A 20,758-nucleotide genomic window follows, 5' to 3' on the forward strand; every position below is an offset into this window, starting at 1 on the left:
TCTTCTCCCTTTGTGTAGTTGAAACATCGAGGGAGAAGACGCACGCGGCGTACCTGACAGGCTGTAATGCGCAATGAAAACGGCCCGATCGACATCCGCCGATCGGGCCGCTTGAACTTCCTGAATCGAAGCTTAAAGCTGCTGCTGCACCCAGCCCGTCACGCCCGCGAGCGCGGCCGGCAGATTGGCCGGCTCCGTGCCGCCCGCCTGCGCCATGTCCGGACGTCCGCCGCCCTTGCCGCCGACCTGCTGCGCGACGAAGTTGACGAGTTCGCCCGCCTTCACCTTCTTCGACGCATCCGGCGTCACGCCCGCGATCAGGCTGACCTTGCCGCCATCCACCGATGCGAGCACGATCGCCGCGCTCTTCAGCTTGTCCTTCAGCTTGTCGACGGTTTCGCGCAGCGTTTTCACGTCCGCGCCTTCGAGTTGCGCGGCGAGCACCTGCACGCCGGAAACATCGACTGCTTGCGACGCGAGTTCATCGCCCTGGCTCGACGCGAGCTTCGACTTCAACGCGCCGAGTTCCTTCTCCAGCGACTTCACATGCTCCTGAACCTGCGCGATGCGTTGCGTCAGTTCCGAAGGCTGCGCCTTCAGCACGCCCGCCGCCGCGTTGATGCGCTGATCCAGTTCCTGCACGTAGCGCACGGCGTTGTCACCGGTGATCGCCTCGACGCGGCGAATGCCCGCCGCGACGCCGCCTTCCATCACGATCTTGAAGAAGCCGATATCGCCCGTGCGCTGCACATGCGTGCCGCCGCAAAGCTCGCGCGAGAAGCCGAGATCGAGCACGCGCACCGTGTCGCCGTATTTCTCGCCGAACAGCGCCATTGCGCCGCCCTTCACCGCGTCGTCGTACGGCATCACGCGCACCACGCCAGGCGCATTCGCGATGATCTCGCTGTTCACGATCTGCTCGACGCGGCGGATTTCGTCGTCCGTCATCGGCGCGTTGTGAGCGAAGTCGAAGCGCGTCTTGTCGGCGTCGACCAGCGAACCCTTCTGCTGCACGTGGCCGCCGAGCACTTCGCGCAGCGCCTTGTGCATCAGGTGCGTGGCCGAGTGATTGCGCGCCGTGCGGCCGCGGCGGATGCCGTCGATTTCCGCTTTCACGACGTCGCCGACCTTGAGCGTGCCCTGCTCGACCGTGCCGTGATGACCGACGACATCGGCCTGCACCTTCAGCGTATCCGCGACGGCAAAGCGCACGTTCGCGTTCGCGAGCACGCCCTGATCGCCGACCTGACCGCCGGACTCCGCATAGAACGGCGTGTGATCGAGCACGACGACCGCTTGCTGGCCGTCCTTCGCCTCGTTCACCGACGCGCCTTCGACGTAGATCGCGAGGATCTTCGCGTCGTCGAAGATTTCCTTCTCGTAGCCGTGGAACGTGGACTTCGCGCCCGAATATTCGAGGCCCGCCGCGAGCTTGAATTTGCCCGCCGCGCGCGCCTGGTCGCGCTGACGCGCCATGGCGTCGTCGAACGCGGGTTCGTCCACGGTCACGCCGCGCTCGCGGCACACGTCCGCCGTCAGATCGAGCGGGAAGCCGTACGTGTCGTGCAGCTTGAACGCGAGTTCGCCGTCGAGCTGCTTGACGTTCTTCTTGTCGAGGTCGGCCAGCTCGCCTTCGAGAATCGACATGCCGTGCTCGATCGTCTCGAAGAAACGCTCCTCTTCCTGACGCAACACGTCAGTCACGCGCTTTTGCGCATCGGCCAGTTCCGGATAGGCCGCGCCCATTTCCGCGACGAGATCCGCCACCAGCTTGTGGAAGAACGCGCCCTTCTTGCCGAGCTTGTAGCCATGACGGATCGCGCGGCGCACGATACGGCGCAGCACGTAGCCGCGGCCTTCGTTGCCGGGAATGACGCCATCGACGATCAGGAACGAGCATGCGCGGATGTGGTCCGCGATCACCTTCAGCGAGTTGTTTTCCAGATCCGGCGTGTTCGTTTCGCGCGCCGCGGCCTTGATGAGGTTCTGGAACAGATCGATTTCGTAGTTGCTGTGCACGTGCTGCAGCACGGCGGCGAGACGTTCCAGGCCCATGCCCGTATCGACACACTGCTTGGGCAGCGGCGTCATGTTGCCTTGCGCGTCGCGGTTGAACTGCATGAACACGAGATTCCAGATCTCGATGAAGCGGTCGCCGTCCTCTTCAGGCGATCCCGGCGGGCCGCCCCAGATTTCCGGGCCGTGGTCGTAAAACACTTCCGAACACGGACCGCACGGGCCGGTGTCGGCCATCTGCCAGAAATTGTCCGATGCGTAACGCGCGCCCTTGTTGTCGCCGATGCGGATGATGCGCTCGACCGGCACGCCGATTTCCTTCGCCCAGATGTCGAAGGCTTCGTCGTCTTCCTTGTAGACCGTGACCGTGAGCTTTTCCGCCGGCAGCGCGTAGACCTTGGTCAGCAGCTCCCAGCAGTAGTGGATCGCGTCGCGCTTGAAGTAATCGCCGAACGAGAAGTTGCCGAGCATCTCGAAGAACGTGTGATGCCGCGCGGTGTAGCCGACGTTCTCCAGGTCGTTGTGCTTGCCGCCCGCGCGCACGCTGCGCTGCGCGGTGGTCGCGCGCGAGTACGGACGCGATTCGCTGCCCAGAAACACGTCCTTGAACTGGACCATGCCCGAGTTGGTGAAGAGCAGCGTCGGGTCGTTGCCGGGCACGAGGCTCGACGAACGCACGATCGTATGGCCCTTCGATTCGAAAAACTTCAGGAATTTCTCGCGTATTTCGGCGGCTTTCATAGCGTACGGGGCGTGTCTTCGGTTCTTTGATGGCGCCCGCGGGCGGCTCGTTACGAGCGCGGCCGGCGGAACAAGGGTGATTGTCGATTATACGGGATTCGCCGCGCGCAACCGGGCGCGCGGCGTGCCGACGGGGCCCCCCGGTATCGCGCGCACGCCGGTTCTGTGCGACAGTCGCGATTCGAAAGTCAAACCAGAGCGAGCGAGACATCAATGGGAGCCCTGAGCCATATCCGCGTGCTGGACCTGACCCGCGTGCTCGCGGGTCCGTGGTGCGCGCAGACCTTAGCCGACTTCGGCGCGGACGTCATCAAGATCGAGCGGCCCGAAACCGGCGACGACACGCGCCACTGGGGCCCGCCCTACCTGAAAACGCCCGACGGCGAGGACACGCGCGAAGCCGCGTATTACCTCGCGGCGAACCGCAACAAGCGCTCGGTGACGGTGGATATCGCCACGTCCGAAGGACAGCGGATCGTGCGCGAACTGGCCGCCCAAAGCGATGTCGTGCTGGAGAACTACAAGGCCGGGCAACTGAAGAAATACGGGCTCGATTACGAATCGCTCAAGGCGGTGAAGCCGGACATCGTCTATTGCTCGGTCACGGGCTTCGGGCAAACGGGGCCGTATGCGTCGCGCGCGGGGTATGACTTCATCGTGCAGGGTATCGGCGGATTCATGAGCATTACCGGCGAACGCGACGGCCAGCCGGGCGGCGGCCCGCAAAAGGCGGGCGTGGCGATCGCCGATCTGATGACCGGCATGTACGCGACCATCGGCGTGCTGACGGCGCTCGCACACCGCGATCGAACCGGCGAAGGGCAATACATCGACATGGCGCTGCTCGACGTGCAGGTCGCGATGCTCGCCAACATGAACACCAATTTCCTCGCGAGCGGCAAGCCGCCGGTGCGCTGGGGCAACGCGCATCCGAACATCGTGCCGTATCAGACATTCCAGACGAGCGATGGCTGGATCATCGTCGCGGTGGGCAACGACGGGCAGTTCCGCAAGTTCGTCGAAGTGGGCGGACGCGCCGACCTGGCCGACGATGCGCGCTTCGCGGCGAATCCGTCGCGCGTGCGCAATCGCGACACGCTCGTGCCGATTCTCGCGGACATGGTGCGCGGCAAAGGCAAGCACGAATGGATCGCGGAGCTCGAAGCCGCGGGCGTGCCGTGCGGGCCGATCAACGATCTGGGCGAAGTGTTCGAAGATCCGCAAGTGCTCGCGCGCAAGATGCAGATCGATCTGCCGCATCCGACGGGAGGCAGCGTGAAGCTCGTCGCGAGCCCGATCAAGATGAGCGCGACGCCGCCCGAGGCGCGCACGGCGCCGCCGCTGTTGGGCGAGCACACGTCGAGCGTGCTCGCGGACGTGCTCGGCTACGACGAGGCGACCATCGCTCGGCTGCGGGAATCGAAGGCTATCTGAGCGCGTTGAAGAGAGATCGACGCAAGATCAGCGCACCCCGGCGCCGATCAGACCGCCCGCCGCCGCGCCCGCGACGGTGCCGATCGGCCCGCCGGTGACCAGATAGCCGAGCGCGCCGCCCGCGGCCGCGCCGACGCCGGCGTGCGCCTGCTGGCGCGAGACGTTCGCACAGGCCGCGAGGCTCGACACGAGTGCGGCGGCGGCGGCGAACTTGAGCGTGGTCAAGGCGATTTTTTTCATGGTGGCTTCCTTGTGTTGTCGTTGTGATGTGTTTTGTTTTTGCGCCGGTCCGACCGATGAAACAGCCGTAACGCGACTTGCGAGCCGATCTTAAAATTGCGCGCATGCGCCTTTCAACGCGATTTACCTCCGGTTACGGTGGTTACGAAGCGCGCGTTTGCGCGTAATTCAAGTAATGGAACTCGCGCAGCGGCGCGCGTGTATGAATCGCGCGACGAAATCGCCGGCATGCCCTCGCGGCCTGCCTTACACGGTTGCGTAAGGTAGAATCGACCCAACATTCAAGGCATTCGTACGCGTTCCCGACCGCCTCACCCGATCGAACGCTTTCCGAACCGTTTCACGCGCGCGAGCGCATCCGCTGGCACCCTTTCCGCATGAACACCGACCGCAACGACGCTCCGGCGCCCTCCAATTTCATTCGCAACATCATCGAAGACGACAACCGCTCCGGCAAATGGTCGCAGCGGGTCGAAACGCGGTTTCCGCCCGAGCCGAACGGCTATCTGCACATCGGCCATGCGAAGAGCATCTGCGTGAACTTCGGCCTCGCCGCGGATTACGGCGGCGTGTGTCACCTGCGCTTCGACGATACGAACCCCGAGAAGGAAAGCGTCGAATACGTCGATTCGATCATCGACGCCGTGAAATGGCTCGGCTTCGAATGGAACAAGGACGGCGCGGAGCACAAGTACTTCGCGAGCGACTATTACGACAAGCTGTACGAATACGCCGAAATGCTCATCAAGAAGGGCCAGGCGTATGTGGACAGCCAGACGGCCGAAGAGATGCGCGCCACGCGCGGCTCGGCCACGGAAGCGGGCATCAACTCGCCGTATCGCGAGCGCACGCCGGAAGAAAACCTCGATCTCTTCCGCCGCATGAAGGCGGGCGAGTTCAAGGAAGGCGAGCATGTGCTGCGTGCGAAAATCGACATGGCGTCGCCGAACTTCAACATGCGCGATCCGGTCATCTATCGCATCCGCTTCGCGCATCACTACCGTACCGGCGACAAGTGGTGCATCTACCCGATGTACGACTACGCGCACTGCGTGTCGGACGCGATCGAGAACATCACGCATTCGCTGTGCACACTGGAGTTCGAGGATCATCGGCCGCTGTACGACTGGTTCCTCGCGCAACTCGCGAACGACGGCGTGTTTCAGCGTCCGCTGCCGCAACAGATCGAGTTCTCACGCCTGAATCTCACCTACGCGATCACCAGCAAGCGCAAGCTGCTGCAGCTCGTGCAAGAGAATCACGTCGATGGCTGGGACGACCCGCGCATGCCGACCATCGTGGGCGTGCGGCGCCGCGGCTTCACGCCGGAAAGCATCCGTTTGATGGTGGAGCGCGTCGGCGTGACCAAGGTCGATTCGTGGATCGACATGAGCATTCTCGAAGGCGCCCTGCGCGACGACCTCGACGAAAAAGCGCCGCGCGCAATCTGCGTGCTGGACCCGCTCAAGCTCATCATCGACAACTATCCGGAAGGACAGAGCGAGGAATGCAGCGCGCCGGTGCATCCGCATCACGCGGATCGCGGCGTGCGCACGTTCCCGTTCTCGCGTGAATTGTGGATCGAGCGCGAGGACTTTCAGGAAACGCCGCCGAAGGGCTATTTCCGTCTCTTCCCGGGCAACAAGGTGCGTCTCAAGTACGGCTTCGTCGTGGAATGCACCGGCGCGGACAAGGACGAAAACGGCAACGTGATCGCCGTGCGCTGCAACTACTTCCCGGACAGCAAGTCGGGCACGGAAGGCGCGAACAACTACAAGGTGAAGGGCACGATTCACTGGGTCAGCGCGGCCACGGCGTACGCGGCGGAAGTGCGTCTCTACGACCGTCTCTTCAAGGAACCGCAGCCCGGCGCGGGCGGCGCGGAATTCCTCGATGCGCTCAATCCGGATTCGAAGCGCGTCGTGAACGCGTATCTCGAACCGAGCGCGCGCGATGCGAACGCCGAAGACCGCTTCCAGTTCGAGCGTCACGGCTACTTCGTCGCGGACCGTCTGGATTCGCAGCCGGGCAAACCCGTATTCAACCGCATCGTCAGCCTGCGCGATAGCTGGGGCAAGCCTGCCTGAGATCGACTCAGCGCATCTGCGTCATGAAGGCGCCGCGCGGCCACGCGGCGCCTCAGCTTCATCGAAAGCCTGTATCAAAGGCAACTCGCACGCCGCTTCTCACGAGGACAACATGAAGCCGCCGCACTCCTTCGCGCACCGCTCATGGGCGCAACGAAGCGCCGCACTCGCCTCTCTTCTCGCGCTGGTTTGCGGGGGCGCACATGCAGCCACCGCCTCCGAGCTCGCCACGGCACAGGCGGCCGTCGATCAGATGCCGCCTTCCGCCACGCTGCGCAAGATCGCGGAGAACGGCGCCATCGTGCTGGGCACGCGCGAATCGTCGGTGCCGTTTTCGTACATGGTCAGGCAGCAGCCGGTCGGCTACTCGTACGACATCGCGCTCAAGGTCGTCGACGAGGTCAAGAAGCGCCTCAACATGCCGAACCTCGCGGTGAAGAACGTGCAGGTGACGTCGGCGAACCGCATCTCCTACGTGGTGAACAATCAGGTGGACCTGGAATGCGGCTCGACCGCGCATGTGGCCGAGCGCGATCCGCTCGTCGCGTTCTCGAACAGCTTCTTCCAGTACGGCATCCGCATGGCGGTGAAGAAGAAGTCGGGCATTCGCGATTACGCCGATCTCGCGGGCAAGACCGTCGCGACCACGGCGGGCACGTCGGACGAGCGCATGCTGCGGCAGATGAGCATCGACAAGAAACTGAATCTGCGTATCATCAGCGCGCGCGATCACGCCGAGGCGTTCGCCGCGCTGAAGTCGGATCGCGCGGTCGCGTTCGTCATGGACGATCCGCTTCTCTACGGCAAGATCGCGCAGGAAGGCGCGGCGCGCAACGAATACACGGTGACCGGCGCCTCGCTCGCCAACGAGGCGTATGGCTGCATGATGAGAAAAGGCGATCCGGTGTTCAAGCGCATCGTCGACGACGTGATCGCCAGAATGCAGCGCTCGGGCGAAGCGGCCAAGCTCTACGACACCTGGTTCATGCGCCCGATTCCGCCCGATGGCATGAACCTGCAATTTCCGATGTCGCCGGAAATGAAGACGCTGTTCGCCAATCCCAACGATCGCACGATCGACTAATCAGAGCGTCTCGTGCAGCTCCGCAAGCGATAAGGTCGTCTGAAAGAGCCGCGCGAGGCTGCGGCTCGCGAACTTGTCCACGTCCGCCGGACTGACCCAGCGGTACGCGTCCATCTCGGGGATCATCGTGCCGTCGCTGTAACGCGGAAAGTACGATTCACACACGCAGTTTTCGAGCCGCACTTCGTCGTCGGAAACGCGCACGGCGAACAGGTGCAGATCCTTGTCGCGGCGATACACGAAGCGCCCGAGATCCTTGAGCCGTTCAGCGGGCAAGACGATGCCCGTCTCCTCGACGAGCTCGCGCAACGCTGCTTCGCGCGGGCTCTCGCCGGGCTCGGACGCACCCTTCGGCACGTCCCAGTGCGTGGTCTCGGTCGCGTGGCACAGCAGCACGTCGCCTTGCGCATTGAGCATCACGACGCCGCACGATACGGTGCGGCCGGTCATCGACCGCGTTCTCCGGTCATCACTGCTTCTTGAGTTTCCATTTGCCGTCGCTCTGCTTGCAGGCGGTCGGCATCCAGGTCTGGGTCTGCCCTTTCGCATGCGCGACGAGCTCGACCTTGCGGCACTTCAACCCGTCCGATTCGAAGCTGCTCTGCGGCGTCACCGTGCCGTTGATCGGGACCGTGTTGCCCGTGCCCTTGTTGTCCCAGTCGAGCGATTCGCCGTCCTGCTTCGTGTTGAGCGCCTTCTGTGCGGCGTCATTGAGCGCCTGCAGGTCGCGCTGCTTCATGTAGGTGATCGGCGTGTTGTTCAGGAAGCCGAGATTGGCGGCCTGCGCCTGCGCGCTCACGACGAGCGCGGACGCAGCCAGCGTCAGAAAGGAGATGCGTGCGAGCGCCCGACGCGCGCGATGTGTGGATCGATGTTCGATCGGCATGGGTTTTTCCTCGTTGCTTACAGGTGTGGACGCCGGCCCGTGCAATCAGCGCGGCGACGGCGATTCACCAGCTTCGGCCCAAGAAATCGGGCCGCAACGAGGATAGCATGACGCGCGGCCTGCCTCCCCACGCGCGGGCGCGGCGTCCCGCCTCAGTTAGCCGCGGACTTCATCTCGTTGATGCCCGTGCCCTTCTGCGAGTCCTTGTCCTTCGCGGGATCGTAGCCATCGGTGAGCGTGCCCAGGAACGCGACCACATCCCTGATCTCGCCTTCGTCGAGCGCGGGCTTGTCGCCCTTCTTGCGATCGAACGGCGCCTCGGTGTTGACGTTGTCCCAGTACTTCTTCGGCAGATCGTCGAACTTCTGGACGACGCCCTTCTTCGACACCGGATAGAACTTCTCCGGGTTCGTGTCGCGCTCGACATAGAAGCGCACCACGTCTTCCAGATCGTGGTAGATGCCGTTGTGGAAGAACGTCTTGCGCGTGGCGACATTGCGCAGCGACGGCGTGCGGAAGATGCCACAGTACTCGTCCTGTCCCTTCAGGTCGGTGCGCTCCGGGCCGCAGGCGCCGAGGTCGTGGAAGTTCGGATTCTTGTTGATCGGCAGCGCGCGGTTGCGCGGCACGCCGATCGCGATCAGGCCGAAGTCGCTGAACTGCGGCGGCGAGCCGTCTTTCGCGCGCTGGCTGATATGGCACGACGCGCAATTGCCCTTGTTCTCGTCGTTGAAGAGCTGCAGGCCGTGCATTTCGGCGTCGTTGAGTTTCGCGCGGCCGGCGAGGAACGCATCGAACTTGCTGGCATACGGATAGAACTTCTCCGGCGTCTGCTCGAACGCTTCGAGCGATTGCAGCACCGCGGCGAAGGTCTTGTCGTCATCGTCGAAGATGTGCGCGCCGAAGGTCTTGCGGAAATCTTCCGCGTAGGGCGAGGCCTGCACCGCCGCCGTCACCTTCGCCTGCGTGCTGCCCATCTCGAACGAAGACAACAACGGGATGCGCGCCTGGTCCGAGCCGTGATCGACGCGGCCGTCCCATGTCAGGCCGCCGGTCGGGCCGGCGTCGACGCTCTCGTCGCCTTCGTCGTCGGAATCGTGGAAGTGGCGCGTGAACGCCGGCACCGATTGCAGATACCTGAGCGACGGCACCGCGCGAAAACCCGGCTGATGCATGTCGTTGCCGCCGAGCTGCACGGACAAGCCGTTGGGCGGACCGAACGCATGGCTCGGGCTATGACAGGACGCGCACGCCAGCTTGCCCGAACCCGACAGCGACGGATCGAAGAAGAGCTTCTCGCCGAGCCCGGTCATCTGCTTCACATGCGCGAAGACCTCGGCGCGCGACTGCGCTTGCGGCGCCCCGTTCACTGCATTAGCCGCGACCTTCGTCACCGGCTGCGCCGCCTGCGTCTGCCCGCTCGCCTTCGTACCGGCTGCGTGCGAATCGCAGCCGCTCATCGCCACGGACGACGCGGCGAGCGCGAGGGAACAGAAAACGTAAGGCAGACGCATCGAAGACATGGACTTGGGACATCGGAATTGAAAGATGCCGAAGCGTATGTCGCGCGCGTGTCTTTCATGTGACAAGCATCGAGCCCGCGCCGTCAAGGCGGCTACGCGAAATTTATTAAGCGGACATTACGTAACCGAAAGCGTTATTACATGGCCGCGTCAATTTGCGTTGCGACACTGCGCACGCCGGCGTTTCGGAGCTTTCAATGAGACAGCCCGCGTCATGCGCCGGTCCCCAACACAAGAGAGATCCTCAATGAACAAGAAACTCGTTTGCGCGGTGCCGCTCGTGGCCACTGCCGCATTCGGCCTCTATGCATGCGGCGGCGACGATAACAACCAGAGCAGCAACGACATCTCGTCCGTGAAGAACGTCGTCGTGATTTATGCGGAGAACCGCAGCTTCGATAACCTGTACGGCCACTTCCCGGGCGCGAACGGCCTGCAGAACGTGACGGCGGCGAATTCGCAGCAGCTCGATCGCGACGGCAGCGTGCTCGCGACGCTGCCGAAGATCTGGACCGGCCTGACGGCGACGGGCGTGACGCCCGCGATCACCGAGGCGATGACGGCGAATCTGCCGAACGCGCCGTTCGCGATCGACGATCCCAAGGGCTTCAACACGCAGCTCAACGTCACGACGCGCGACCTGTATCACCGCTTCTACGAGAACCAGATGCAGATCGACGGCGGCAAGAACGACAAGTTCGCCGCATGGGGCGACTCGGGCGGTCTCGTGATGGGTCACTACGACACGCCGCCGGACAAGCTGCCGCTCTACAAGATCGCGCAGCAATACACGCTCGCCGACAACTTCTTCATGGGCGCGTTCGGCGGCTCGTTCCTGAACCACCAGTGGCTGATCTGCGCATGTACGCCGGTCTACCCGAACGCCGACAAGAGCGTGGCGTCCAAGTCGATTTCGGCGGTGAATCCGGACGGCGCGTCGCTCCAGCTCGCGAAGGCAGCAGGTTCGGCGCTCGACGGCAATACGTCGGGCCTGTTCGTGAATTCGGGCAACCTCACGCCCGACTTCTACGCGGTCAACACGATGCAGCCGCCGTATCAGCCGAGCGGCAACAAGCCGGTGTCGGGCGCCGACCAGACGCTCGCGGACCCGAGCCAGGCGACGACGCTGCCGCCGCAGACGCAGCAGCACATCGGCGACCTGCTGAACAACGCCGGCGTGACCTGGGCATGGTACGGCGGCTCGTGGGGCGCGGCGCTGGCGGACCGTTCGGTCATCAACGGCGCGGTCAACGTGGTGCCTGACTTCCAGACGCACCATCAGCCGTTCAACTACTTCGCCGATCTGGCTCCGGGCACGGCCAACCGCGCGCAGCACTTGCTCGACGGCGGCACGAACGGTTCGGAGTTCATCAAGGCGATCGATGCGGGCACGCTGCCGCAAGTGTCGTTCTACAAGCCGCAAGGCAACCTGAACGAGCACGCCGGGTACACGGACGTCGCCTCAGGTGACCAGCACATCGCCGACCTGATCTCGCATCTGCAGAAGAGCCCGCAGTGGAAGAACATGGTCGTCGTCGTGACGTACGACGAAAACGGCGGCTTCTGGGATCACGTCGCGCCGCCGAAGGGCGACCGCTGGGGTCCGGGCACGCGTATTCCGGCGCTCATCGTCTCGCCGTATGCGAAGAAGGGCTTCGTCGATCACACGCAATACGACACGACCTCGATCCTGCGCTTCATCACCAAGCGCTTCAACCTGCCGTCGCTGCCGGGTCTGACCGCGCGTGACAGCGCCCTGGTCGCGAACGGCGCATCGAAGATGGGCGATCTGACCAACGCGCTCGACTTCTCGCAGTAAGTTCCCCGCAAGAGCAGTAACGCCACGGGCCGCGGCTTTCACGCCGCGGCCCGCTTCTTTACTCCGATCCGATGATCACGCGCCCGTGAACAGCGACGCCAGGTCGTTGCTGCGCGCCCCGCCCGCCTGCGCCAGCACGCGCGCTTCCAGTTCGGCGAGATGCTCGCGCATTGCCGTGAGTGCCGTGGCGAGATCGCCTTCTTCCAGTGCATCGACGAGACGCCCGTGTTCGTCCGATGCGCAATTCGACAGCTTCGTCGGATCGAACAGCGCCTTGTAGAGCTCGGTCTTCGCGACCAGTTGCGCGAGAAACGCCTGCACGTCCGGCGCGCCGGCCAGTTCCGCGAGCAGCAGATGGAAATGCCCCGCGAGGCGCACGCATTCTTCGACGCTGCCTGCCTTCACCGCGCGCTGCTCGGCCTTGACGTGGGCGCGCAGCGCGCGTTTCGCCGATGCGCTCAGCGCATTGCACAGCGAAGCGACGATGCCCGCCTCCACCACCTGCCGCGCGCGATACACCGCGCGGATGTCGGCAGGCGTCGGCGACGGCACGAACGCGCCGCGATTGACCTCCAGCGTCAGCTTCCCTTCCGCGCCGAGCCGCGCGAGCACCTTGCGGATCGTGCCGCGCGTGCAGTCGAACGCGGCGGCGAGTTCGCGCTCGACGAGCTGCGCGCCGGGCGCGAGCTTGCCCTGCAAAAGCGCGGAGGTGATCGCACTGTAGACGCGCTCGTCGGGCGACGTCTCGTTCGATGGAATGTCCTTGTCCGGTGTCATGGTGCCTGTCGTGCCTGGGTTCGCTGTGCATTGTAGCGAGTGCTACTGGCGCCGGCGCGGGTCATCGTGAATGCCGCGCGCGAATTCGGGTTATCAGCGTTCGCGTATTTTTGGTTGACCAAATATTGCTAAAATGGTCAACCAAAATGCACGAACATCAGAAGGTTTCATCCTATGAATAGTCTTCAAACCGGTTCGTTTAACCGATGAACTCGCGCACATCGAATCTTGTCTGGCTCGCGGTGATCGTCGCGATCGGATTGAACCTGCGGCCCTTGCTCACCTCCGTCAGCCCACTGATGGGCGTGATCCTGCCTGCGACGGGCCTATCGTTTCGCGGTGCGTCGATGCTGACCGGCCTGCCGGTCATCGCGATGGGCGTGTGCGCGTTCGGCGCGAGTGCGCTGTCGCGCGCGATCGGCGATGGACGCGGCGTCGCGCTCGGCCTTCTGGCGATCGTCGTGGCGTGCGCGGGACGGCTGTTCGCCGGCAACGCGGCCGCGCTCATCGCCAGCGCGGCGGTCGCCGGCACGGGCGTCGCGGTCATTCAGGCACTGTTGCCGGGCATCATGAAGACGCGATTCGCCACGCGCCTGCCCTTCGCGATGGGCCTCTATTCCGCGTCGATCATGGCGGGCGGCGGCCTCGGCGCGAGCGTGACGACGGGTGTGGCTTCGCGCGTGTCCTGGCAGGCGGGGCTCGCGCTCTGGGCGCTGCCCGCCCTCGTCGCGCTCGCGGTGTGGATGCTGCTCATGCGCGCCGATGCCTTGCCACACGCCGCGTCGACGCAACGCGCGGCGAAGGCGCCGTCGCTCTTTCTGAACCGCCGCGCGTGGGCGCTCGGGATCTTCTTCGGGCTCGTCAATGGCGGCTATACGAGCATCGTCGCGTGGCTGCCCGCGTACTACCAGCAACTCGGCCGCGGCGTGGCGGAGAGCGGCGCCCTGCTCGCGATGCTCACGGTGTTTCAGGCGTCGGCCGCGCTGCTTCTGCCGATGGCCGCATCGCGTTTCGGTCGCGGCAAGGATCGTCGTCCGTGGCTGGCGCTGGGCCTCGTCGCGCAACTGGCCGGCTTCGGGATGCTGCTCTACGCACCGCTCGCCGCGCCGCTCGCGGTGGTCGCGCTGCTCGGCGGCGGGCTCGGCGGCGTGTTCGCGCTCACGCTCGTGCTGACACTCGATCACGCCGACGATCACGCGCTCGCCGGGCGGCTCGTCGCGTTCGTGCAGGGCGTGGGCTTCGTGATCGCGGCGCTGGCGCCGGTCGTCGCGGGCGTCGTGCGTGACGTGAGCGGCGGCTTTTCCATGTCGTGGATGATGCTGGCCGCGAGTCTCGTCGCAATGATCGCGCTCAACCTCGTGTTCGGCCCGCGCAGCTATGTGCGCGCGATGCACCCGCACGGCGATGCGGCGGGCGCGCTCAACGCACCGCGTGACACGCGAAGAACTCGTCGAGCAGATCCGTCATCTGCCACACGGGGCACGGGCGGCGACAATGGCCGTAGTAGCCCGCTTCCCTGAGCAGCGCGATCGGCTCCACGGGCAGAAAACCGCTCATCGCAATGACGAGCCGGCGCGTGTCCTCATCGGCTTCGCGCAGCGCGCGCACCAGCGCGTAATTGCCGCTGCCGCCGATACGCGTATCGAGAAAAATCACATGCGGGTCCCAGTCGCCGACACTGTGTCTCAGCGACAAAGCGTCCACCGCGAGCCGCGCCGGAAAGCCTTTCAGCTCGAACAGCGACGCGAGCGAGGCGCCGAGCACGCGCTCTGACAAGCCGAGCAGCACGCGTCGCGACTCGGGTCGCAGACGCGCCTGCTTGCGGTTCCATAGCGAGCATTGCGCCGGGCTGGTTTCGTATGCTCGATTGTTCAAGTCATCCCTCTTGCGACGATACGGCGCTCGCCCCGTCACCGTGATGGCGCGCCACGCGCCACGATGACGCATGGACGCACCGCGAACGGGCGGTGAGCGGGCTTGAGCGAAGCGGCTGTTTTTTGCCGATGCGGCGCTGGGCAAGGGATGGCGGGCCGCATGCGGTTTCATGCCGCGGAGGACGGGCAGGATCCGGGCCAGCGACGCGAACGCTTAGGGGTTCTGATACTCGATGCGATCGGGCGCCAGAATGCAAAAAGCCCGGTCGGGACGACCAGGCTCGAAGCAGGTTTCGACAGGACTGGCCCGCCCTACACGACTCGAACGTGTGACCTACGGCTTAGAAGGCCGTTGCTCTATCCAGCTGAGCTAAGGGCGGAGAACCGGAACGCGCGGCCCGAAAAATTCGCGAGACGAACCACGGTTCGAAAGAGACCGCGATTTTACCTCATTCGCCGCCGCGCGCGTCCGGGTTCGTCACACCGGTTGCGGATGCATCATGAACCAGCCCAGGAAGCCGATGCCCGCGAGTACGCAGTACACGCCAAACGATGCGAGCTTGCCGTGGCCTTCGAAGTAGCGCATCAGAAAACGCACGCTCAGATATGCCGCAATGCCCGTCAGCACGCCGCCCAGCAGCGAGTCGGCGAGCTGACCCGGCGCGTGGAACAGCTTCGGCAGTTCGAGCACGCCGGCCGCGAAGATGATTGGCGTGCCCAGCAGGAATGAAAACTCCGCCGCCGCTTCGGCCGTGAGCCCCGCGCCGACGCCCGCGATCATCGTGAGGCCGCTGCGCGAGAAGCCGGGAATCAGCGCGCCGATCTGCGCGAGGCCGACCAGAAACGCCTGCTTGAGCGTGAGCTTCTCGGGCGCCCGCGTAGCGCGGCTCTTCTGCAGACGATCGCCGAGCCACAGCAGGACGCCGTTGACGATCAGCGCCGCCGCGACGATCCGCAAGTCGTGAAAAATCGCCTCGAGCCGTTTCTCGAGCAGCAATCCGACGATGCCCGTCGGAATCGTGCCGATGATCAGCGCCCACATCATGCGACCGTCGTCATTGCGGCGACCGCCAAGCGACGCGAAAAATCCGCGGATCAGCGCGATCCAGCGTTCGCGGAAATACCAGAGCAGCGCGATGGCCGTGCCCAGATGCAGCGCGACCAGGAACGGCAGCAGTTGCGGCGCATGCTTGTCGATGTGCATGCCGATCAGGCCAGGAACGAGCAGCGTATGGCCCAGGCTGCTGACGGGGAAGAGTTCGGTAACGCCCTGGAGGACGCTCAGAAATACGAGAAACCACAAAGTCACGCGTCAGTCCTTTTTCGAGGGAATGAAGGACGCGCCGTGCAATTCCATCCCTTTCGCATCGCGCGAAGTCAGACGAAGCGAACGGAGAAGATGGAAAAGGAAGGAAAGATGGTACGGCGCGCAAACGGACCCGATTATGCCGGTGGCCAAATCGAGCGCCAAGCGTTTACCGCACACAAAATGTGCCGACAGTCGGCTGTCGGCAAAACGAATAGCTAAAGCAAGCTGGATATAAGCAAACAGAAAGAAATACCCGCTCCGGTCATCACGCGGAGTCGACCGGCCGCAACCGTCGATCAGGCCTTGAGCTTGTAGAGGAAGAGTGCCGTGCTCGCACCGAAGAGGCTGAACATCGCGACGCCCATCACCATCGCCAGATCCATGATTGCTCCTTGTCCGTCTGGTTCCTAACACTGGAATCGTATAACAACATAACGGTCGATCGTTTGTCAGTCGCAATTTCCCGCAAAGGGTTTTTCCGTAGAAAATTCCAAGGCAGAATCAGCGATTCGAGCCGCGCCGCTTCCGGCGCTGCAACAGTCATTCAACGGAGCGCACGGCCATCATGTCAGCGGAAACAGACATCATCGAAATCGAGCGCGACGGCGCCGCCATCCTGCTCGCGCCGCGCGCGGGCGGGCGGCTCATGACCTGGCGCGTCGGCGGCGAGCCGGTCATCCATTGGCCCGACGCGCCCGACTGGTCGAAGCCCGCGAAAATCCGCGGCGGCAATCCGCTGCTCTTTCCGTTTCTCGGACGGCATTTCGTCGACGGGCAAATCGGCAAATGGCGCGATCCGGAAGGCGTCGTTCATGATCTGCTGACGCACGGCTTCGCGCGCGACCTGCCGTTCTCCTGCACGCGCGACGCGGACGGCCACGGCCTGCGCATGACGCTCGTCGACAGCGACGCGACCCGCGACGGCTATCCGTTCGCGTTCCGCTTCGAGGCGGCCTATCGCCTCATTGACGGCAACACGCTCGAGGTCGAGCTCACCACGTCGAATCCGGGCGAGGTCGCGCTGCCCTATTACACCGGACATCATTTCTACTTCCACCTGCCGCACGGGCAGCGCGCGCAAAGCAGCGTGGAGCTGCCGCGCACCGAGCGCCGTCGCCAGCTTCCGGACGGCTCGATCACCGAGGCCGAGCCCGGTCAGACGCGCTATTCGCTGGCCGATGCGAGCATCGTCGACACGTTTCACTGCCTCACGCGCCAGTCGGACGAACCGATCCGGCTGAAGCTGCCCGGACTGAAACGCACGGTGAGCTTCGAGCTGCATCAGCCCGATTCGGTGCCGTGGTACGCCGTCACGACGTGGACGGAGTCGGACACTTCGGACTTCTATTGCGTCGAGCCGTGGATCGGTCTGCCGGACGCCATCCATAATGGCCGCGGCCTGCGCTGGCTCGCGCCGGGCAAGACCGAGACAGCCTCACTGAGGCTCGTCGTCACGCCGAACGAGTGACGCGCACGGCGTCATTCTGTCCGGACAAACCCGAGGCGGTAAAATCCTGCCTTTCGATTCGCCGCGCGGGCGTGCTCCGCACGTCCCGACGCGGCGCCTTGCGAGGTCAGGTTTGCATAAAGGAATTCGACGGCTCGCCAGCGCCTTGCTCATCGCAGCGCTGGCCGCCTGCGGCTCGGCTCCGGTCGGACCGGGCTTCTATCGCGTGGAGCGCGGCGACACGGTGAGCAAGATCGCCCGCGAAAATCGCACCACGGTCGCGAGCCTCAAGCGCTGGAACGGGCTCGCGAATCCGGACGCCATCGAGGTCGGGCAAGTGCTGCGCGTCGCGCCGCCGGCCGGAAGCGCGACGTCGGCGCAAGCACCTTCGGGCTCGTCGAACAGCGCGAAGAGCGAGGCCAGCGCGCAGGCATCGTCGCAGAAGGCCGGACCGGGCGTGTCGCTCGTCTGGCCCGCGCAGGGCAGCGTGATCCGCGGCTTCGACGGCAAGAATTCGAAGGGCATCGACATCGCCAATGCGGCGGGTACGCCCGTCGTCGCCGCCGCGAGCGGCAGTGTCGTCTATGCGGGCAATGGCCTGCGCGGCTACGGCAACATGCTGATCGTCAAGCACGACGACGAATATCTGACCGCCTACGCGCACAACCGCGCGCTGCTGGTGAAGGAAGGCCAGACCGTGCAGCAGGGTCAACAGATCGCTGAAATGGGCGATACCGACAGCAACCGCACGATGCTGCATTTCGAAGTGCGCTACCTGGGCCGCTCGACGGACCCGGCGCGCTATCTGCCGCCCCGCTGAAGGCCGGGCGGACGTTACAGGGAAGATCGATGAGATTGACGAAGAGGATGAACACGGCCGCGCTCGGCGCGGCACTGGCGCTGACCGGCGCGCTCGCCGGCTGCGCGAGCGGCCCGACGATGACCTACCTGCCTTCGGGCGATACGGGCTTCGCGATCAATTGCAGCGGCGGCGATGCCAGCACGAGCTGGGCGGCGTGCTACAAGCAGGCGGGCGAAATGTGCGGCGCGTACGGCTATGACGTGATTTCGAAAGATGCCGACAACGGCGCGACGGCGGGCGGCTCGGTCGGCGGCATCTTCGGGGCGAACATCAAGAACCGCTCGATGGTGATCCGCTGCAAGCAGTGACGCCGGCTTGGGATTCGGGCGGCGCTCAGGCGTCGGCGGCGTCCTCGCGGCGTGTCGCAGACGAAGAACGCCAACGTCCCGATAATGGATCGATGTGCGCGGCGAACGCGAACAGTGAAGCCAGAGCAAGCGGCGCGACGGCGGCGAAAACCCACAGCAGATTCATGGCAGATACAAATTGAAACAATTTGCCGGATGATACATGTCCGGCAAATATTTCGCTCGAACCATTCCTCCAATCCGCGGGCAGGTAGGTCTTTCCGGAGCGCGCCGGCACGCGGGCTTTCAACCCGTTACGCTCCGAAACAAGCGCATACAGCCACGCTCGCCGGCTTCCATAGAATGGGTCTCAGCCCGCGTTTCACTCCGCGCGAACAGATGGCGCGGGTCAGAAGCCCCGATGTACCCGCATCGGGGCTTCGCTTTTGGCGCGGTGCTGTTATTGCGGCTTGACGGGCGCGTCGAGCATCGACGGCGGGGTCATGTCCGTCGGCACGCCCTTGTAGTCGGGCGGATCTTGCGGCGGATGCTTGTGGGAAGTCGATGAATCGGCGCAGGCGGAAAGGCCGAGCGAGAGGAACGCGGCACAGACGAAGGAAACAACGATATGCGGCATGGAACTCCCGAATTGGCGCCGCAACGGGCGCCAGAAAGACAAAGGGGTTACAAGCCGTAACTTGTAACCCCTTCGTGTATCGTGGTCGGAGCGAAAGGATTCGAACCTTCGACCCTCTGATCCCAAATCAGATGCGCTACCAGGCTGCGCTACGCTCCGAGAAGCGGCAGATTGTAGCGTGCCTTATCCGTATTCGCAATGGCGGACGCGGGCGCGCATCTTTTTGCACCAACGGACGATAAACCCTCACCCTCCGGAGACAAACGATGAACCTCATTCTCTGGCGCCATGCCGAAGCCGAAGATCAGGCGTCGAGCGACCTCGCGCGGCAACTCACGTCGCGTGGACGCAAGCAGGCGCAGGGCATCGCGAAATGGCTGAAGGCGCGCATCGACGACGACGCCGTGTTCCTCGCCAGTCCCGCGACGCGCACGATACAGACCGCCGAAGCGTTCGGCGACCGCTATCGTGTCGTCGACGATCTCGCGCCGGGCAACAACGCGCAGGCCGTGCTCGACGCCGCCGGCTGGCCCGGGGGCGTTGCCGAGACGGTCGTCGTGATCGGACATCAGCCGACGCTCGGCCGGGTCGCCGCGCTGTTGCTGACAGGCCACGAAACGGATTGGTCGATCAAGAAGTCGGGCATCTGGTGGTTTCAGTCGCGCACGCGCAGCGGCGACGGGCAAGCCGTGCTGCGAGCGGTGATGAATCCGGACCTGCTCTGAGCGCGCATCGGACGCCGCAAGCTCGCGTTCATGCTGATGTCGTTTCATCGAAACATCATTGCCATGCCACGCGAGCGTCACCGTGCATTACTACATTGGCGAGGACTCAAGCCACAGCCACGTCCTGTCGAGGAACGCCAATGCAAGATCTGCCGACGCCCTTCCTGCAACTTGGAGCGTCTTCGCTCTCGCTCGATTCGCGCCGCCACCTTCCGCGCCCGTCGGAAACGCATACGGGCCGTGAGCGCCTGCAAGTCGCGTGGGCGCGCGACGACGACGCCCTGCGTGATGCGCAGCGCCTGCGCTATCGCGTGTTCTCCGAAGAGATGGGCGCGCGCCTGTCCGGTCCCGCCGGCCTCGATGTCGATGCCTTCGACGCCTACTGCGATCACCTGCTGGTGCGCGATCTCGACACGCTGCAGGTGGTCGGCACGTATCGCGTGTTGCCGCCGCATCAGGCCGCGCGCATCGGTCGCCTTTACGCGGAGAGCGAGTTCGACGTGTCGCGTCTGACGCACCTGCGCCCGAAGCTCGTCGAAGTGGGCCGCTCGTGCGTGCATCCGGACTATCGCAACGGCGCGGTGATCATGTCGCTGTGGGGCGGCCTCGCCGCATACATGATGCAGAACGGCTATGAAACGATGCTCGGCTGCGCGAGCGTCGGCATGATCGACGGCGGCCACTATGCGGCGAATCTCTATACCTCGCTGCCCGCCGAAGCACTCACGGCGCCCGAATACCGCGCGTTCCCGCACACGCCGCTGCCGGTCGAGGAACTGGGCACCGGCGCGCATGTGAGCCCGCCGCCGCTCGTCAAAGGCTATCTGCGCCTGGGCGCGAAGATTTGCGGCGCGCCGGCATGGGACCCGGATTTCAACACCGCCGACTTCCTCACCCTCTTCCGTCTTTCGGAGATCAACGCGCGTTACGCGCGGCATTTCATCGGCGACGTACAGGGACGTTGAAATCCTGAAGCGCGAGCAAAGGCCCCGTTCGTCGGGGCCTTCGCT

At 64.5% G+C, this 20,758-nt stretch carries 20 protein-coding genes and 2 tRNA genes; 10 read left to right on the forward strand and 12 right to left on the reverse strand.

Features of this window, described 5'->3' with window-relative positions; genetic code table 11:
- Window positions 1-132: 132 nt before the first annotated feature.
- On the reverse strand, window positions 133-2,757 hold the full coding sequence (gene alaS, locus AWB79_RS15035) for an alanine--tRNA ligase (protein WP_061168210.1): 2,625 nt from the start codon (window positions 2,755-2,757) through the stop codon (window positions 133-135).
- A gap of 213 nt (window positions 2,758-2,970) precedes the next feature.
- On the opposite strand from alaS, the gene AWB79_RS15040 reads away from it, so the two are divergent.
- On the forward strand, window positions 2,971-4,191 hold the full coding sequence (locus AWB79_RS15040) for a CaiB/BaiF CoA transferase family protein (RefSeq protein ID WP_061168211.1): 1,221 nt from the start codon (window positions 2,971-2,973) through the stop codon (window positions 4,189-4,191).
- A gap of 27 nt (window positions 4,192-4,218) precedes the next feature.
- Here AWB79_RS15040 and AWB79_RS15045 read toward each other — a convergent pair whose 3' ends face one another.
- Window positions 4,219-4,431 carry a hypothetical protein gene (locus tag AWB79_RS15045; protein ID WP_008341996.1) on the reverse strand — a complete coding sequence of 71 codons (213 nt, stop codon included), beginning with the start codon at window positions 4,429-4,431 and terminating at the stop codon, window positions 4,219-4,221.
- A 377-nt stretch (window positions 4,432-4,808) separates the two neighbouring features.
- Here AWB79_RS15045 and AWB79_RS15050 point away from each other — a divergent pair, with 377 nt between their 5' ends.
- The gene (locus AWB79_RS15050; RefSeq protein ID WP_061168212.1) at window positions 4,809-6,518 is read left to right on the forward strand and encodes a glutamine--tRNA ligase/YqeY domain fusion protein; all 1,710 of its coding nucleotides are present in this window, start codon (window positions 4,809-4,811) and stop codon (window positions 6,516-6,518) included.
- A 112-nt stretch (window positions 6,519-6,630) separates the two neighbouring features.
- Window positions 6,631-7,602 carry a transporter substrate-binding domain-containing protein gene (locus tag AWB79_RS15055; protein ID WP_074169381.1) on the forward strand — a complete coding sequence of 324 codons (972 nt, stop codon included), beginning with the start codon at window positions 6,631-6,633 and terminating at the stop codon, window positions 7,600-7,602.
- On the opposite strand, the gene AWB79_RS15060 is transcribed toward AWB79_RS15055, so the two are convergent.
- From AWB79_RS15060 to AWB79_RS15070, 3 genes are all read right to left on the reverse strand, one after another.
- Window positions 7,603-8,052 carry an NUDIX hydrolase gene (locus AWB79_RS15060; RefSeq protein ID WP_061168213.1) on the reverse strand — a complete coding sequence of 150 codons (450 nt, stop codon included), beginning with the start codon at window positions 8,050-8,052 and terminating at the stop codon, window positions 7,603-7,605.
- Between the two features lie 19 nt (window positions 8,053-8,071).
- Entirely contained in the window at window positions 8,072-8,488 is a 417-nt protein-coding gene (locus tag AWB79_RS15065) for an RT0821/Lpp0805 family surface protein (RefSeq protein ID WP_061168214.1), read from the reverse strand.
- Window positions 8,489-8,640: 152 nt separating this feature from the next.
- Entirely contained in the window at window positions 8,641-10,011 is a 1,371-nt protein-coding gene (locus AWB79_RS15070) for a cytochrome-c peroxidase (protein ID WP_061168215.1), read from the reverse strand.
- Window positions 10,012-10,258: 247 nt separating this feature from the next.
- On the opposite strand from AWB79_RS15070, the gene AWB79_RS15075 reads away from it, so the two are divergent.
- Window positions 10,259-11,830 (forward strand): acid phosphatase, encoded by a 1,572-nt coding sequence (locus AWB79_RS15075; protein ID WP_061168216.1) that lies wholly within the window; start codon window positions 10,259-10,261, stop codon window positions 11,828-11,830.
- Window positions 11,831-11,905: 75 nt separating this feature from the next.
- On the opposite strand, the gene AWB79_RS15080 is transcribed toward AWB79_RS15075, so the two are convergent.
- On the reverse strand, window positions 11,906-12,607 hold the full coding sequence (locus tag AWB79_RS15080; protein WP_061168217.1) for a GntR family transcriptional regulator: 702 nt from the start codon (window positions 12,605-12,607) through the stop codon (window positions 11,906-11,908).
- A gap of 206 nt (window positions 12,608-12,813) precedes the next feature.
- Here AWB79_RS15080 and AWB79_RS15085 point away from each other — a divergent pair, with 206 nt between their 5' ends.
- On the forward strand, window positions 12,814-14,127 hold the full coding sequence (locus AWB79_RS15085) for a cyanate transporter (RefSeq protein WP_061168218.1): 1,314 nt from the start codon (window positions 12,814-12,816) through the stop codon (window positions 14,125-14,127).
- Here the strand turns inward: AWB79_RS15085 and AWB79_RS15090 are convergent.
- The 3 genes from AWB79_RS15090 to AWB79_RS15100 all read right to left on the reverse strand — a co-directional run bounded on the left by AWB79_RS15090 (window position 14,027) and on the right by AWB79_RS15100 (window position 15,790).
- Window positions 14,027-14,482 carry a response regulator gene (locus tag AWB79_RS15090; protein WP_157695783.1) on the reverse strand — a complete coding sequence of 152 codons (456 nt, stop codon included), beginning with the start codon at window positions 14,480-14,482 and terminating at the stop codon, window positions 14,027-14,029. The genes AWB79_RS15085 and AWB79_RS15090 overlap by 101 nt on opposite strands.
- A 302-nt stretch (window positions 14,483-14,784) precedes the next feature.
- A tRNA-Arg gene (locus AWB79_RS15095) sits at window positions 14,785-14,861 on the reverse strand.
- 98 nt (window positions 14,862-14,959) lie between these two features.
- Complete coding sequence (locus AWB79_RS15100) at window positions 14,960-15,790, reverse strand: undecaprenyl-diphosphate phosphatase (RefSeq protein ID WP_061168220.1); 831 nt, start codon at window positions 15,788-15,790, stop codon at window positions 14,960-14,962.
- 565 nt (window positions 15,791-16,355) lie between these two features.
- On the opposite strand from AWB79_RS15100, the gene AWB79_RS15105 reads away from it, so the two are divergent.
- From AWB79_RS15105 to AWB79_RS15115, 3 genes are all read left to right on the forward strand, one after another.
- Window positions 16,356-17,258, forward strand: coding sequence for an aldose epimerase family protein (locus AWB79_RS15105; RefSeq protein ID WP_061168221.1), 903 nt, complete (start codon window positions 16,356-16,358; stop codon window positions 17,256-17,258).
- A 112-nt stretch (window positions 17,259-17,370) separates the two neighbouring features.
- Window positions 17,371-18,057, forward strand: coding sequence for a peptidoglycan DD-metalloendopeptidase family protein (locus tag AWB79_RS15110; protein ID WP_061168222.1), 687 nt, complete (start codon window positions 17,371-17,373; stop codon window positions 18,055-18,057).
- Between the two features lie 29 nt (window positions 18,058-18,086).
- The gene (locus AWB79_RS15115) at window positions 18,087-18,407 is read left to right on the forward strand and encodes a hypothetical protein (protein ID WP_061168223.1); all 321 of its coding nucleotides are present in this window, start codon (window positions 18,087-18,089) and stop codon (window positions 18,405-18,407) included.
- Between the two features lie 25 nt (window positions 18,408-18,432).
- Here the strand turns inward: AWB79_RS15115 and AWB79_RS40460 are convergent, their stop codons facing one another.
- From AWB79_RS40460 to AWB79_RS15120, 3 genes are all read right to left on the reverse strand, one after another.
- Entirely contained in the window at window positions 18,433-18,696 is a 264-nt protein-coding gene (locus tag AWB79_RS40460) for a hypothetical protein (RefSeq protein ID WP_157695784.1), read from the reverse strand.
- A 150-nt stretch (window positions 18,697-18,846) separates the two neighbouring features.
- The gene (locus AWB79_RS39510) at window positions 18,847-19,023 is read right to left on the reverse strand and encodes a hypothetical protein (RefSeq protein WP_157695785.1); all 177 of its coding nucleotides are present in this window, start codon (window positions 19,021-19,023) and stop codon (window positions 18,847-18,849) included.
- Window positions 19,024-19,105: 82 nt separating this feature from the next.
- Window positions 19,106-19,182, reverse strand: a tRNA-Pro gene (locus AWB79_RS15120).
- A gap of 107 nt (window positions 19,183-19,289) precedes the next feature.
- On the opposite strand from AWB79_RS15120, the gene AWB79_RS15125 reads away from it, so the two are divergent.
- Both AWB79_RS15125 and AWB79_RS15130 read left to right on the forward strand, forming a co-directional pair.
- Window positions 19,290-19,748: a SixA phosphatase family protein gene (locus AWB79_RS15125; protein WP_061168224.1), complete on the forward strand. Its 459-nt coding sequence runs from the start codon at window positions 19,290-19,292 to the stop codon at window positions 19,746-19,748.
- A gap of 140 nt (window positions 19,749-19,888) precedes the next feature.
- Window positions 19,889-20,713 (forward strand): GNAT family N-acetyltransferase, encoded by an 825-nt coding sequence (locus AWB79_RS15130; RefSeq protein WP_061168225.1) that lies wholly within the window; start codon window positions 19,889-19,891, stop codon window positions 20,711-20,713.
- The last annotated feature ends 45 nt before the right edge of the window (window positions 20,714-20,758 follow it).

This window comes from Caballeronia hypogeia (genome assembly GCF_001544875.2).
In the GTDB taxonomy this organism is placed as follows: Bacteria; Pseudomonadota; Gammaproteobacteria; order Burkholderiales; family Burkholderiaceae; genus Caballeronia; species Caballeronia hypogeia.

Bases quoted from the DNA above. Each gene is read 5' to 3' on its own strand.
- alaS (WP_061168210.1), bottom strand. From the start codon at position 2,757: ATGAAAGCCGCCGAAATACGCGAGAAATTCCTGAAGTTTTTCGAATCG.
- AWB79_RS15040 (WP_061168211.1), top strand. From the start codon at position 2,971: ATGGGAGCCCTGAGCCATATCCGCGTGCTGGACCTGACCCGCGTGCTC.
- AWB79_RS15045 (WP_008341996.1), bottom strand. From the start codon at position 4,431: ATGAAAAAAATCGCCTTGACCACGCTCAAGTTCGCCGCCGCCGCCGCA.
- AWB79_RS15050 (WP_061168212.1), top strand. From the start codon at position 4,809: ATGAACACCGACCGCAACGACGCTCCGGCGCCCTCCAATTTCATTCGC.
- AWB79_RS15055 (WP_074169381.1), top strand. From the start codon at position 6,631: ATGAAGCCGCCGCACTCCTTCGCGCACCGCTCATGGGCGCAACGAAGC.
- AWB79_RS15060 (WP_061168213.1), bottom strand. From the start codon at position 8,052: ATGACCGGCCGCACCGTATCGTGCGGCGTCGTGATGCTCAATGCGCAA.
- AWB79_RS15065 (WP_061168214.1), bottom strand. From the start codon at position 8,488: ATGCCGATCGAACATCGATCCACACATCGCGCGCGTCGGGCGCTCGCA.
- AWB79_RS15070 (WP_061168215.1), bottom strand. From the start codon at position 10,011: ATGTCTTCGATGCGTCTGCCTTACGTTTTCTGTTCCCTCGCGCTCGCC.
- AWB79_RS15075 (WP_061168216.1), top strand. From the start codon at position 10,259: ATGAACAAGAAACTCGTTTGCGCGGTGCCGCTCGTGGCCACTGCCGCA.
- AWB79_RS15080 (WP_061168217.1), bottom strand. From the start codon at position 12,607: ATGACACCGGACAAGGACATTCCATCGAACGAGACGTCGCCCGACGAG.
- AWB79_RS15085 (WP_061168218.1), top strand. From the start codon at position 12,814: ATGAACTCGCGCACATCGAATCTTGTCTGGCTCGCGGTGATCGTCGCG.
- AWB79_RS15105 (WP_061168221.1), top strand. From the start codon at position 16,356: ATGTCAGCGGAAACAGACATCATCGAAATCGAGCGCGACGGCGCCGCC.
- AWB79_RS15115 (WP_061168223.1), top strand. From the start codon at position 18,087: ATGAGATTGACGAAGAGGATGAACACGGCCGCGCTCGGCGCGGCACTG.
- AWB79_RS39510 (WP_157695785.1), bottom strand. From the start codon at position 19,023: ATGCCGCATATCGTTGTTTCCTTCGTCTGTGCCGCGTTCCTCTCGCTC.
- AWB79_RS15125 (WP_061168224.1), top strand. From the start codon at position 19,290: ATGAACCTCATTCTCTGGCGCCATGCCGAAGCCGAAGATCAGGCGTCG.
- AWB79_RS15130 (WP_061168225.1), top strand. From the start codon at position 19,889: ATGCAAGATCTGCCGACGCCCTTCCTGCAACTTGGAGCGTCTTCGCTC.